This window comes from Helicobacter bizzozeronii (assembly GCF_900196775.1).
Taxonomy (GTDB): domain Bacteria; phylum Campylobacterota; class Campylobacteria; order Campylobacterales; family Helicobacteraceae; genus Helicobacter; species Helicobacter bizzozeronii.
This window is the reverse complement of sequence record NZ_FZLB01000069.1, coordinates 1-12,920: the sequence shown is the minus strand read 5'-3', so window position 1 is coordinate 12,920 and position 12,920 is coordinate 1. Positions and strand designations below refer to the sequence as shown.

11 protein-coding genes are annotated in these 12,920 nt (G+C 49.5%); 10 read left to right on the top strand and 1 reads right to left on the bottom strand.

Annotated elements, in window-relative coordinates:
- From C5684_RS07585 to C5684_RS07540, 10 genes are all read left to right on the top strand, one after another.
- On the top strand, positions 1 to 201 hold a 201-nt coding region (locus C5684_RS07585; protein WP_158650213.1), incomplete at its 5' end, for an SH3 domain-containing protein.
- Positions 198 to 1,019, top strand: a complete 822-nt coding sequence (locus C5684_RS07580) for a shikimate dehydrogenase (protein ID WP_104639923.1) — start codon at positions 198 to 200, stop codon at positions 1,017 to 1,019. The genes C5684_RS07585 and C5684_RS07580, both read left to right, overlap by 4 nt.
- A gap of 121 nt (positions 1,020 to 1,140) precedes the next feature.
- Positions 1,141 to 2,316: a thiolase family protein gene (locus C5684_RS07575; RefSeq protein ID WP_104629232.1), complete on the top strand. Its 1,176-nt coding sequence runs from the start codon at positions 1,141 to 1,143 to the stop codon at positions 2,314 to 2,316.
- A gap of 13 nt (positions 2,317 to 2,329) precedes the next feature.
- Complete coding sequence (locus tag C5684_RS07570) at positions 2,330 to 3,025, top strand: CoA transferase subunit A (RefSeq protein ID WP_104629233.1); 696 nt, start codon at positions 2,330 to 2,332, stop codon at positions 3,023 to 3,025.
- Between the two features lie 2 nt (positions 3,026 to 3,027).
- A complete protein-coding gene (locus tag C5684_RS07565) occupies positions 3,028 to 3,645 on the top strand; it encodes a 3-oxoacid CoA-transferase subunit B (RefSeq protein ID WP_104639922.1) in 618 nt (205 codons plus the stop codon).
- A gap of 19 nt (positions 3,646 to 3,664) precedes the next feature.
- Positions 3,665 to 5,572 (top strand): hydantoinase/oxoprolinase family protein, encoded by a 1,908-nt coding sequence (locus C5684_RS07560; RefSeq protein ID WP_104639921.1) that lies wholly within the window; start codon positions 3,665 to 3,667, stop codon positions 5,570 to 5,572.
- Between the two features lie 10 nt (positions 5,573 to 5,582).
- Positions 5,583 to 6,002: an acetone carboxylase subunit gamma gene (locus C5684_RS07555; RefSeq protein ID WP_006017763.1), complete on the top strand. Its 420-nt coding sequence runs from the start codon at positions 5,583 to 5,585 to the stop codon at positions 6,000 to 6,002.
- 9 nt (positions 6,003 to 6,011) lie between these two features.
- Complete coding sequence (locus C5684_RS07550; RefSeq protein WP_104639920.1) at positions 6,012 to 8,153, top strand: hydantoinase/oxoprolinase family protein; 2,142 nt, start codon at positions 6,012 to 6,014, stop codon at positions 8,151 to 8,153.
- A 9-nt stretch (positions 8,154 to 8,162) separates the two neighbouring features.
- Entirely contained in the window at positions 8,163 to 10,523 is a 2,361-nt protein-coding gene (locus tag C5684_RS07545) for a hydantoinase B/oxoprolinase family protein (RefSeq protein ID WP_199764519.1), read from the top strand.
- A gap of 54 nt (positions 10,524 to 10,577) precedes the next feature.
- Positions 10,578 to 11,354: a hypothetical protein gene (locus C5684_RS07540; protein ID WP_006017757.1), complete on the top strand. Its 777-nt coding sequence runs from the start codon at positions 10,578 to 10,580 to the stop codon at positions 11,352 to 11,354.
- Positions 11,355 to 11,531: 177 nt separating this feature from the next.
- On the opposite strand, the gene C5684_RS09170 is transcribed toward C5684_RS07540, so the two are convergent.
- Positions 11,532 to 12,920: PBECR2 nuclease fold domain-containing protein (locus C5684_RS09170; protein WP_267891348.1), on the bottom strand; the 1,389-nt coding region annotated here is incomplete at its 5' end.

Genomic DNA, 12,920 nt, shown 5'->3' with positions numbered 1-12,920 from the left:
ACCCCAGACTCCCCACCCCCCCAAATCTTTATTGTGAGTTTTAATGTGGTGAATGTGCGCGCACACCCCAACACGCAATCGCGTATCGTGGAAAAAATTTTCAAGGGGCAAGAGGTGCAGGTGCTAGAGATCAAGGAGGGTTGGGCGCGGATCAAAAAAGGCTGGGTGTTCTTGCACTTGCTCAAAAAGAGCCCGGAATGAAGCTTTTTGGGGTCTTTGGCAATCCCATTGCCCATTCTAAATCCCCCCTACTACACAATGCTACATTTTTAGCCCTAGAACAGACTTTAGGCTTTAAGGGCAATTACCAACGCATTTTAATAACGCAGGGTAATCTATTGGGGCAAACATTCTTAGAATTAGGGCTACACGGGGCTAATATCACCTCCCCTTTTAAGCAAGTGGCTTTCAGCTTGAGCGATGCAATCAAGGGATTGGCGCAAAACTTAGGGGCGATCAACACTTGGGTGTTAGAAAAGGGCAAGCTTGTGGGCTATAACACCGACATCGAGGGCTTTTATCTCCCCTTAAAAGAGCCTTTGCAGACCCTAGATAAACCCCCCGCCCAAATTACTGCCCTGATCTTGGGGGCTGGGGGGAGTGCGCGCGCGGTGGCGTGTGCTCTGCGCTCTGTGGGCATATCTATTAGCGTGCTTAATCGCAGCCTAGCTAAACTAGATTTTTTTAAAGCCCAAGACCTGCCCTGTTTTACCCCCCATAATTTCAAACCCCAAAGCTACGATCTCATCATCAACACCACCACCGCCGGGTTCATAGATGATAATTTACCTTGTGATCGCAAGCTCTTAGGCGCGCTCTTCAAACAAGCCCGTATCGCTTACGATCTGATCTACCACAAGCCCACCCCCTTTTTGCAACTAGCCCGCCAACATGGTTTGATCGCCCTAGATGGGAAAGCCATGCTCATCACCCAAGCCGCCTTGAGTTTTGCGCTCTTTTGCCACCACCAAGTGCCCTTGGATCAAATTTTAGAGGTGATGGGGGGTATTCTCAAATGATCTCAACACTGGGATTATGCTACTAAAAGTAATCTAATTTCCATTCATACCTTAATAAGAATGTGGTTAACCAAAATCTAGGGTTTTTATGTAAGATTCCAAGACAAATTTGGAGGTAACCATGTGCGGAGTTTATATTTATAGTGCCAAGCGGAGCCCCATCGGGTCGTTCAATGGGAGTTTATCCAGTGTGAGTGCCACGACTTTGGGGAGCGTAGTGAGCACGCAAGCCCTGAGGACCAGTGGGTTTGATCCGAGTTTGGTGGATACTTGCATTGTAGGCAATGTGATCAGTGCAGGACTCAAGCAGGCTCCCGCTAGGCAGGTCGCCCTGAATGCCAATCTGCCTAATTCTGTGGGCTGTTTTTTGATCAATGAGGCTTGCGGGTCGGGCTTGAGGGCGGTGATGTTGGGGGCTAATGAAATTGCGTTGGGGCGTAGCCGTGTGGTCTTAGCCGGAGGCATAGAAAATATGAGTCTTGCCCCCCACCTCTTGATGAAAAGCCGCATGGGCTTTAAAATGGGCGATACCACACTGGAGGATAGCTTGTTTAAAGATGGCTTGCAAGATGCTTACCAAAAGGCTTTGATGGGGGATTTTGCCGAGGGGTGTGCTAAAAACCACAACTTAAGTAGAGAAGAGCAAGATAGCTTTGCCAAACACAGCTATGAAAAAGCCCTTGAGGCGATTCAATCTAAGGCTTTTGATTCTGAGATCGTGCCTGTCAGTGTCAAAAGCAAAAAGGGGGAGGTGCTGGTGAGCGTAGATGAAGAGCCGGGTCGTGTGGATTTTGAGAGGGGTCTAAAACTCAAACCCGCCTTTGATAAAGAGGGCACGATCACCGCCTTTAATGCCAGCAAGATTAGCGATGGGGCGAGCATGTTAGTTCTTGCTAGCCAAGAGCTGGCAAAAGACACTTCCACTAAACCCTTAGCCAAAATCTTAGATTACAATTCTTTCAGCCACGATCCCCATCTCTTCCCCATTGCCCCCGCCCCTGCTATTAAGGAACTTTTGAGACGCAACCACAAGCAAGTTAGCGACATTGATCTATACGAAATCAGCGAAGCTTTCGCTGTTGTGGGGGCTTTGACCCAAAGGGATTTAGGTTTGAAAGATAGCCAAGTGAATGTGCATGGGGGGGCGATCGCTTTGGGGCATCCCATTGGGGCTAGTGGGGCGCGCATTCTCACCACTCTAGTGCATGCCCTACACAGACATGATAAACACTTAGGCATAGCGTGTCTGTGTGTGGGCGGGGGTGAGGCAGTGGCGATGTTGGTTGAGAGATTGTAGGCAAAGGGCATATATGAATAAAGTGGTTAGCAGTGTTGAGGAAGCCATTGCGGGCGTGCAAGATGGCATGACGATGATGTTTGGGGGCTTTGGGCTGTGTGGGATTCCAGAGAATGCCATTTTAGCCCTAAGCAAAAGCGGGGTGAAAAATATCACTTGCATTTCTAATAATCCCGGTGTGGATGATTTTGGGCTGGGGTGGTTGGTGAAAAATAGGCAGATTAAAAAGATGATTGCTAGCTATGTGGGCGAAAACGCCACTTTTGAGCAACAATTTTTAGCCGGCGAGGTGGAGGTGGAATTTAACCCCCAAGGCACCCTAGCCGAGCGCATTAGAGCCGGGGGGGCGGGAATCCCCGGTTTTTACACCCCCACAGGGGTGGGCACCATCATCGCAGAGGGTAAGGAGCATAAGGAATTTAACGGACGCACCTATATTTTAGAGACCGCGCTTAAGGCAGATTTTGCCTTTATCAAAGCCCAAAAGGCGGACCCGTATGGCAATCTTGTTTTTAATAAAACCGCGATGAATTTTAACCCTATGATGGCTAAGGCGGCTAGGGTGAGCGTGGTTGAAGTGGAGGAGATTGTAGAGTTGGGCACATTGGATCCTAATTTTATCCATGTCCCCGGAGTGTTTGTGGATCGCATTTTCAAGGGGAGCTTTGAAAAACGCATCGAACAACTCACACTCAAAAAGGGAGAATAGGCATGGATTATAGCAACATGGGTTGGACACGCCAGCAGATGGCACAAAAGGCGGTCGAGGATATTAAGGATGGGTATTCCATCAATTTGGGCATTGGAATCCCCACTTTGGTAGCAGATTTTATCCCCAAACACATCAGCGTGATGTTGCAGAGTGAAAATGGCATGCTGGGCATGGGACCCTTTCCTACCCAAGAACAAGTTGATCCGGATCTCATTAATGCCGGCAAACAGACCATCACGCAGAGTCTAGGGGCGAGTTACTTTAGCTCGGCGGAGAGTTTTGCGATGATTAGGGGGCAGCACATCGATCTAACCATCCTAGGGGCGATGGAGGTTTCTGCTCAGGGGGATTTGGCTAGCTGGATGGTGCCGGGCAAATTGGTTAAGGGCATGGGGGGGGCGATGGATTTGGTCGCCAGTGCTAAGAAGGTGATTGTGCTGATGCAACACACCGATAAGAAGGGCAATTTAAAGTTGGTTAAGGAGTGTAGCTTGCCCTTGACAGGTCCTAAATGCGTCTCAAAGGTGATCACCAATTTGGGCGTGTTTGGGATCAAAGAGGGCAAGTTCATCCCTTTAGAGTTGGCTCCCGGGGTCGATCAAGCCCCACTCCCATAAATTTTAAGAAAGGACAACAATGAAGTATCTAGTCAATTTAGACAATGGCGGGACTCTCACAGATATTTGTGTAGTGCGCGGTTCAGAGGTGAGTTACACCAAGACTCTCACAACTCCGGTGGATCTATCCGAGTGCTTTTTTAAGGGCATTACTAAAGCCAGCGAGGAAATTTATGGTAAGGATAGTTTGGCTAAGTTATTACACAACACCGATCTCATCCGCTACTCTTCCACACAAGGAACAAATGCCCTAGTGGAACGCAAGGGACCTAAGTTAGGGCTGATTACCGATAACCACCAATTAGAGGCGAGCCTAACCGCCACAAAAAACCAACAAGATTTATTTAGCAGTTTGGTAGGCGATCGCCTATTTTTGTTAAATCATGTCAATGACGAGGGGATGGAAAGTGAGCTTGTTGCCGCGGTCAATACCTTAACCAACAAGGGGGCAGAACGACTGGTGGTGGCGATCAAAGACCAAGAAGAGGAAAAATCTTTCAAACACACATTCTTACTGCAATTCCCCAGACATTTGCTAGGTTCTGTGCCTGTGCTCTTTTCTTGGGAATTCACCCATGACACGAGTCGCACTAGGCGTATTTGGTCGGCTCTTTTAAATAGCTTTTTACACCCCACTATGGAGCGTTTTTTATACTCCGCCGAGCACCGCCTCAAAGCCCACAAGGTGAAAAACCCCTTACTAATTTATCGCAATGACGGGGCTTCTTCGCGAGTGGCTAAATCCGTGGCACTTAAAACCTATTCCTCAGGACCTAGGGGGGGGATTGAGGGCACAAAAGCCCTAGCCAAAGCCTATGGTTTTAACCATGTCCTCATGGTGGATGTGGGGGGTACAACTTCAGATGTGGGCGAAGTGTATCAACATAAGATCAAAACCGAGAGGCGTGGGTCTGTAGAGGGGATTCAAATTTCCTTTGAACTCAGCGATGTCAAGTCTTTTGGTGTGGGTGGGGGTTCGATCTTGCGCGTAGATGACAAGGGTGCTATCAGCGTGGGGCCAGATAGCGTAGGGGCAGCCCCCGGACCGGCTTGCTTTGGCTTTGGGGGTGTTGAGGCGACTATGACGGATGTCAATGTGGCTTTGGGAATCATCGATCCGGACACCTATTTAAATGGGCAACAAAAGTTGGACAAACAGCGCGCCATTCAGGTGATTACCGAGAAGATCGCCAAGCCTTTGGGTGTGAGTTTGGAAAAAGCCCTTTTTGCCACCCAAGAGGCTTACGCCCAAAAATTAGCCGCATGCTTGAGTGCACATGTGCAAAAAGACACGGTGCTAGCTGCCTTTGGGGGCGGAGGACCTATGAGCGCGTGTTTGGCGGCTAGAAAAGCGGGGATCAAACGCGTGATCGTACCCAAACTTGCCGCTGTGTTTTCGGCTTATGGGATCAGTTTCTCCGATGTCGCCCAAACATTTGAAAGGGACATTACAGGTTTGAGTAAGGCTGAAATTGAGGCGATCCAAGTGCAGATGCGCGAACAAGCAAAACGGCACATGTTCCAAGAAGGCTATAATTGGAGCGAATGCAAACACGAATGGAAAGTGGTGGTGGAAAACGCCGATGGGTCTGAAGATCATGTTACCCACCTAGATGACACCGCCCAAATCAATGTGGATCAAAAACGCATTTTGGCTTGCCATGTGCGTTATGAACTCTCCCACCCTAGTTTGCGTGCCAGTTTGCCTAACCCCAAAGTGCATGCTAAAATGAGCGGTAATCGTGAGGTGTTGCAAGAGGGGGGGAAACACCCAACCCCAGTTGTGATCTTGCTAGAGCAACAGGCTGGTGCGCACATGGATGGACCTGCCATTGTAGAGGGTCCCTATTTCACCACAAGAGTGCCTGAGGGGTGGGGCTTACTGGTAACTGACAATGGCGATTTGATTTTAGAAGACAAAGCTTAAGGAGTAAAACATGCGCGTTCCGATGACTGAGTATTTGATGATTGATCTTAACAGCGAGAGGTGGCTGTGCCGTGTGTGTGGGCATGACTTTGGGGATGCCCGGGACACTTACAAAAAGGGCACGCTCATTTACGATCGCAACCCAGAAGAGATTCACCCCCCCATCTTAGACCCCAAACGCTACCAATACACCTTCTCTCCCGATCCCAAATTCTGCCGGATCTATGAGTATTATTGCCCCACTTGCGGGACTCAGATTGAAACCGAGTATGTCCCCCCCCACTACCCCCCCACCATCGACATGCTTTGGGACATTGACGATCTCAAAAGGCGTTGGCAAGAGATCGGGGAGGACCCCGAAACTTCCATCCATTATGGTCCGGGCGAAAACGCCCAAGCTGACTTGCGCGCCAAGTTTGATAAAAAGTAAGGAGCTGGCATGAAACGCATTTCTGTAGATATTGGCGGGACTTTCACGGATTGTTTCTTTGCATGGGATGGGACTTATATTGAATCCAAATCCCTAACCACCCACCATAATTTGTCTTTGGGCTTTAACTCTGCTTTAGATAACGCTTGTAAAATGGCTGGGCTCACTAGAGAACAAGTGCTTAAAGAAGTGGATAGCGTGCGCTATGCGACCACTTTGGGCACGAATGCTTTGATTGAGGGCAAGGGTCCTAGGGTGGGGGCGATTGTAACACATGGCTTTGAGGACACCATCCACCTATCAAGGGGTAAGGGCTATGGAGAGGGACTAGATGTTACCGAGCAGGGCAATATGCCTAACGCCCAACGCCCTGACCCCATCGTGCCTAGACGCATGGTGCGCTCGGTTAAAGAGCGTGTGGATAGCGTGGGCGAGATTCTGGTGCCCTTGCAAAAAGAAGATGTTAGAAAGCAGGTGCGCGACTTGGTGGATAATGGGGCGCAAGCCATTGTGGTCGCGCTCACCAATGCCACTGAGAACCCCAGCCATGAGCAACTGGTGCTAGAAACTATCCTAGAGGAATACCCCGCCCACGAATTGGGGGCAATCCCGGTGATTTTGAGCTCGCAAGTCTCTGGGCGCAAGGGCGAATATGTGCGCGCCAACACGACTATCATTGACGCGTTTTTGTATGAAATCATGTTCCATGCCCTAAGCCAACTCAGCTCTAACCTGCGTGATAGCGGGTATGGTAAGCCCATGCTGGTGATTCACAACAGCGGGGGGATGGCGCAGAGCAATTCTACTGATAGCTTGCAAACTATCCACTCTGGACCCGTGAGCGGGGTGAGTGCCTCCCAACACCTTTCAGAAACTACAGACATTGGTAATGTGGTTTGTATGGATATGGGCGGGACTTCTTTTGATATTGGGATTTTACCCAAGGGTGGAGTGAAACACTACGACTTCCAGCCCGTGATCTGTCGTTGGCTGGTTACTTTACCCATGATCCATCTCAACACTCTAGGAGCGGGGGGGGGATCGATTGCCACCTACGATCGCATCCACCAAGCGGTCAAAATCGGACCTGAGAGTGCGGGTTCTGACCCAGGACCTGCTTGCTACGATCGAGGTGGGCTCAACCCCACGGTTACCGATGCAGACTTGCTATTGGGCTATTTAGACCCTGAGAACTATGCCAATGGGGTCATCCCCCTCAACCCCAAACGATCGAAACTTGTCATTGAGGACAATCTTTGCGACCACTTGGATTTAGATGTGATCGAAGTAGCCAAAGTGATTAAGCGCACCGTGGATGAACAGATGGCGATCGGGATTGAAATGGAGTTGCGTAAAAATGGGGGGAATGTAGATGAATTTACCATGGTGGCTTATGGGGGTAATGGTCCCTTGCATGCCTGTGGGATCGCCTACCACGCCGGGATTAATAAAATCCTCTTCCCCCCCTTTGCCTCCGTCTTTTCAGCGTTGGGGGCGGGGAATATGAAACCCTTGCACATCCATGAGCGCAGCGGTTACATTGTGCTTTATGAGCCCATTGAGCGCAAACTCTTTGATGAATACGAACGCATGAATGAGTATATTGAGGAGTTAGAGAGGCGGGGTAAGGAGGATTTACGCCGTCAGGGCTATGACATCTCTGGCGTGCAACACCGCTTAGAGATGGATATGCGCTATGGCAACCAACGGGTTACCACTTCGGTCGTGCTCGACATTAACCGCTTTAACCATGTGGGCGATGTGTTGCGTGCTATCCGCACCTTCTCAGATGTTTATGCCAAACGCTATGGCAAGGGCGTGGAAGCCCCAGAGGCAGGCGTGCGTGTGCAAACCGTGCGGGTAGCCACTTTCATCGAAACCGATGTAGTGCATTTTAAGGAGCTCTACACTGATCACAAGCGCACGATCCCTAGTGCTAAGAGCCACCGCAAGGTGCATTTCGTGGATGAAAAAGAGCCCATTGAAACCCCCATTTACGATGAAAGCGTGTTGAATGCCAACTATGTCATCCACGGACCTGCCATCATCACCACCAAAAGCACCACCTATTTGATTGAGAAGAATTGGCGTGTGGAACCCACGCCTCAAGGTGCCGCTTGGCTTTTAAAAGACGGCGTTAACGCTAGATAAGGAGAAAAGATGAAAGAACAAGGAACTCATGTAGAAGCCCACAAACACCCCCATGCCCACAGCCACCATGGCGGGCACACCCACAAAAAAGAATTGAGTGCCGAAGAACAGGCATGGGTGGATGATTTTATGAACGAAACCACGCTGTTTTTAGGTCCTGATCCAGCGATCATGCGCCACCATTCCATCGCCAAGCGCACCCCCTTAGAGGACGAAGTGCTTAAAAAAGGGGGCGATCCTCTGCTTTATGATAGGATTCGCCGCCGCCTCAGTGGCTCTTTAGATGAAGCTTTTGAAATGTGCGAGAGCATGGGGGCGGCCCCGGGGGCAAAATGGGCGGACTTGTCCGTAGCGGTCTATACCTCTAGTGGGGATGTGTGTTACATGTCTAACCGTGGGGTGATCGCCTTTGCCGCCGTCTTGCACCACCCCATTCGCTACATTATGAAGTATTGGAAAGATGAACCCACCGTGGGCATCCATGAGGGCGATGGCTTTTTCCACAATGATGCGCGCTTTGGGTGCGTGCATAACACGGATCAATCCATGCTCACTCCCGTGATTCGCAATGGGGAAATCATCGCTTGGGTGGGCGCAACCATCCACGAAGGGGAAAATGGGGCATGTGAACCCGGAGGGATGCCCTCAGGCTCAGAAACTCCTTTTGATGATGGCTTGCGCGGGAGCCCGATGAAAATTGTTGAGCGGGGCAAATTGCGCCGCGATTTGCTCACTTTCTTGCAACACTCCACACGCGATCCAAAACTGATGCTCGCTGACATTAAGGTCAAAATGGGGGCGGTGCGCCGAGTCATGGACATTGTAGATCGCATGATCGATGAATACGGCATCGATGCCTTTGTGGGGGCGATTCGTATGACTGTGGAGGATGTGGAAAATGAAGTGCGCCGCCGCATTGCTGCCATGCCTGATGGCATGGTTACCGTGGAGCAGTTTGTGGATTCCACCCTAAAGGAAAATATCTTAATCAAATTCGCCTGCAAAATCACGGTCAAGGGAGATCACATGACTGTGGATTTAAGAGGCTCTGGCAAAGAGATCATCAACCGCGCGATCAACTCGCCTTTAGCCTCCACTAAGGCGTTCTTTGCCCAAGCGATTTTAAACCACTGGTGGCCCGACCTGCCCCGCTCCACGGGCGCGCTCTCCCCCATTGAGATCATCTCCGATGAGGGCACTTGGGGGGATTGCTCTTATGACGCACCCAACGGGCAGAACTTGCAAGCTTCCTTTAGGGCGTTTAGTGCCTTGCAGATTGCTTATGCCAAATTGCAATTCTCTATGCACACCAAGTACGCCAATGTGCTCGCCCCTTGGTTTAACCAGATCAACGACTTCTTATGGGGCGGGGAAACCCAACATGGCGAACAAGTGGGCAATCTCTGCGCTGATCTCAATGGCATGGGTGGGGGTGCTAAAGCCTTTAGAGATGGCGAGGACGCAGTCGCTCCGCTTTTCTGCGCGATGGCAGATATTGGCGAACAAGAGGTGATGGAAGAGGAAGTGCCCTTTTTGCAATTGGTGAGCAAGCGCGTGGTGCGCGACAATCAAGGTTTTGGTAAGTATCGTGGTGGGATGGGCTATGAGATGATCGTAGCTGCGCGCAACACGCCTGAATGGGGCTTTATGACGGTCACCTCTGGAGCGAAGTTTTCTAGCGTGCCCGGACTCTTTGGGGGCTATGGGTGTGCGACTTACCCTCTAGCCATGGTCAAGGGAATCAATATCTTTGAGATCATCAAAAAGAACCCTGAAGAGTTTGACCTTTCTATGGAGCGGGTGATGAATGAACGCCCCTTTAAGGGCGGGGTTTATACCACCTACCACATGGGCTTGCAATTTGACCGCTCCCAAGAGGGCGAGTTGTATATGATAGCCCAAGGCTGTGGGGGGGGTTATGGGGATGTGCTCGAGCGCGACCCTGAGATGGTGATGGAGGATTTGCAAATCGGGCGTATCTCTGAGCATGTTGCCTCTAACATCTATAAAGTGGTGTGGGACAAAGAAACCTTTGTGGTGGATGAGGAAGCCACCGCAAAGTTGCGTGCCAATGAGCGCAAAGCCCGCCTCAAAAGAGGTCTGCCCTACGATGAATTTGTCAAAAAACATGTCAAAGACGAACCCCCCAAAGACCTTTATTATTACGGCTCTTGGGGCGAAGAAAACCCTGACGAGTTAATTGCCACCGTGTGGGATCACCATGGTCCCAAACGAGTCAAGGGCAAACTCAAAGACATCCCCTTAGTGGTGATGCCCAACCGCCATGTCGTCAAAATCGCCCAGCTAGAAAAACGCGTGGAGGAATTGGAGATCAAATACGAGGGTGGCGTTAGACCTAAGTTGGTGTGAGATCAGGGAGGGGGAATTTTTGCTATAATCCCGCATTCTATCCAAAGGCAGAACATGTTAAATTCCCTCAAGGCTATCTTAGATGACCAAAGCCCTGCACAAACCAAGATCATCATGGATGCACGGGCTTACGCACACAAGGTGTTGATGCAAAACAAGCCCTATCCATGGCATGATGCTACGCTGTATAGCAACTACATGAAGCAGGTGCATTCCTTGTTGCAAGCCGATGTGTTGGTGTTGCGCTTTGATAAAATGCTTGAAGAAGAGTTGAAAAATAACCACGAGTTGGTCGCCAAAATGGGCGAAAAACAGCGGAGCGGTTATGCCCTAAAAGTTTTCATGGCTGATGAGGGGCTCAAGGAGATCACCAGCTCGCTTATCAATACCGCTACAAACACCTTGCACATCAGCATCATGACCCAACTCCCCTCTCCCCTGTCCTTATTGCAAATGACAGCACAGGCAGTGGGCAAAGATCAAGATTTTGACGATGATTTGATTGAAAATGCCGGGATTTATTATGCCGATTGGTTGCGATCCTATAAAGACTCTAAGGTAACAGGATTGCTCTTTGATGAGCGCGATCACACCCTTAAGCCCCAACACTACCAGCCTATCACCAACACCGCCAGCAATTATGATTGGGTAGTGGGCTTTAGGCGTGCCAGCGTGCTAGAGTTTATGGGTTACACCCAGCCCATCCCCATCTTAGATTCTGCCTTTTGGCTTGGGGAAAAGACCGCTCCCCCCCCAGCCCCCCTCTTTTTCACAGAAATCCATCAGGATGCCATGCCTGAAAAGGTGCTGGAAAAACTCCATCAGTTTTGATGTGTTTTGGTTTTGACGCTATAGGGGCGATTTGCGCCTCTAATTCTTGGTTAGGGGTTTGGTAGTCCCTTTTTGCACCACTCTCCACTATCAGTGCCCATGTTTGTTCTTTAGATGGGGTTTTTCGTATCAACAATGTCCTTGTTCATCTCCAAATTCCACACATCGCTTGTATCCTTAGCGGTAATATAGTCCCCCCACCACATGGCTATTAATGGGATTGTTATAGCCACCGACCACTTGATCAAGCATAGAAAATTTAGAATGAGCATTGGCTCGATCAAACTTGCAATAAGTGAATTGCCGATTGTTGAAAACATCTAAGGATCTATGGCTTAGTTGCCTTTTGTTTTGAGCTGTCTGCTTGTGCTGGGTTGTCTTTTTTGGGGTGTTGTGGTGTTTCTCTATCAATGGCGCGCATTCTTCTGATAATCCAGCCAAATACTTCTGTGTGCTAACCTCCCCTTGCAATCGCTCTATCAAGCGTGCGTTGCCACTTGCCCCAGCCACATTCTCCCTAGCTAATCTTTCCGTGTTGTAGAAATTAATTTTGAGCTCCTCTAGGGGCGTTAAGTTGTCCTTAACTTCTTTCCAAATGCGGTAAGCTTCTAAGGTGTTTTGTGCGGTTTGTATCTTGGCTTGGAATGATTCAATCACCAGTTTAGCCGTGTTTTCCCTCTTTTTAATCGCCTCTATGATGGCTTGGTTGTGCTCTGGGTCTAGCGTGTGGTATGGGTGTGTCCCTTTTAACATCTGCTCGTGCTCTGTGCTTAAGCGTTTAAGCCTTTCTTTGTATTCCCCAATCTGCTCCTTATGATGCTTGATGGAAAATTCTAATCTCTGCATCGCCACGGGTCCAAAAGTCTGTCTGACAATTTTAACAATCTCTTCAGGCTCTGCGCTCACTCCATTTCCCCAAGGGCGGGCTTGCACTTTAAGCGGGGGTTTGGTATTCTTGCTTATGGGGTTTAAAGCACTGCCATGTGATGGTGGGGTATTAATCTGCAAGTCAGAGGGCTTAATGGCAGTTCCGCCCGATTCTAATATATCAGACGCACCAGCAACTTCTCCACCGCTAAACCCCGTATTGTAAAGCACTTTTGAGCGGGCAAATTCGTTTTTAATCGCTGAAAAGTCCTTTCTGATATGCGAACTAAATACCCACTCTCCATCATAATTCTTAGCCACACTCATAAAGTAGCGGTTCTTATCCGTGTCGATGAACTCTTTAATAAACAAAATCCCTCGCCCATTATCTAACACTGCATTAGGCTCCTCTAATGTCGGTCTAATTAAAGGCAAAAACTCCTCTCTTTGGCGTTTTGCTAGCTTTGCCAAACTCCCCCTAGTGAGTTTAATTTGTTCCCCCTTTAACACGGGCTCTAAAGCCTCTTGCACTTCTTGACTAAACTTAGGGATAAAGGGCTCATCAAGGCTTTTGAGGTTAAAAGCTTTAAGCCATTCTTGTTGCGTGATCGTCTCTGTTTCTAATCCCTCCTTAATCCCCCCAGCACTGCGACTCTGTGCCCTCTGCAAAATTTGCATCTCTGGGGTATTGGCTAGGGC

Coding starts and splice junctions, on each gene's coding strand:
- C5684_RS07570 (WP_104629233.1), top strand. CDS start 2,330: ATGAATAAAGTGGTTAGCAGTGTTGAGGAAGCCATTGCGGGCGTGCAA.
- C5684_RS07580 (WP_104639923.1), top strand. CDS start 198: ATGAAGCTTTTTGGGGTCTTTGGCAATCCCATTGCCCATTCTAAATCC.
- C5684_RS07575 (WP_104629232.1), top strand. CDS start 1,141: ATGTGCGGAGTTTATATTTATAGTGCCAAGCGGAGCCCCATCGGGTCG.
- C5684_RS07550 (WP_104639920.1), top strand. CDS start 6,012: ATGAAACGCATTTCTGTAGATATTGGCGGGACTTTCACGGATTGTTTC.
- C5684_RS07540 (WP_006017757.1), top strand. CDS start 10,578: ATGTTAAATTCCCTCAAGGCTATCTTAGATGACCAAAGCCCTGCACAA.
- C5684_RS07565 (WP_104639922.1), top strand. CDS start 3,028: ATGGATTATAGCAACATGGGTTGGACACGCCAGCAGATGGCACAAAAG.
- C5684_RS07545 (WP_199764519.1), top strand. CDS start 8,163: ATGAAAGAACAAGGAACTCATGTAGAAGCCCACAAACACCCCCATGCC.
- C5684_RS07555 (WP_006017763.1), top strand. CDS start 5,583: ATGCGCGTTCCGATGACTGAGTATTTGATGATTGATCTTAACAGCGAG.
- C5684_RS07560 (WP_104639921.1), top strand. CDS start 3,665: ATGAAGTATCTAGTCAATTTAGACAATGGCGGGACTCTCACAGATATT.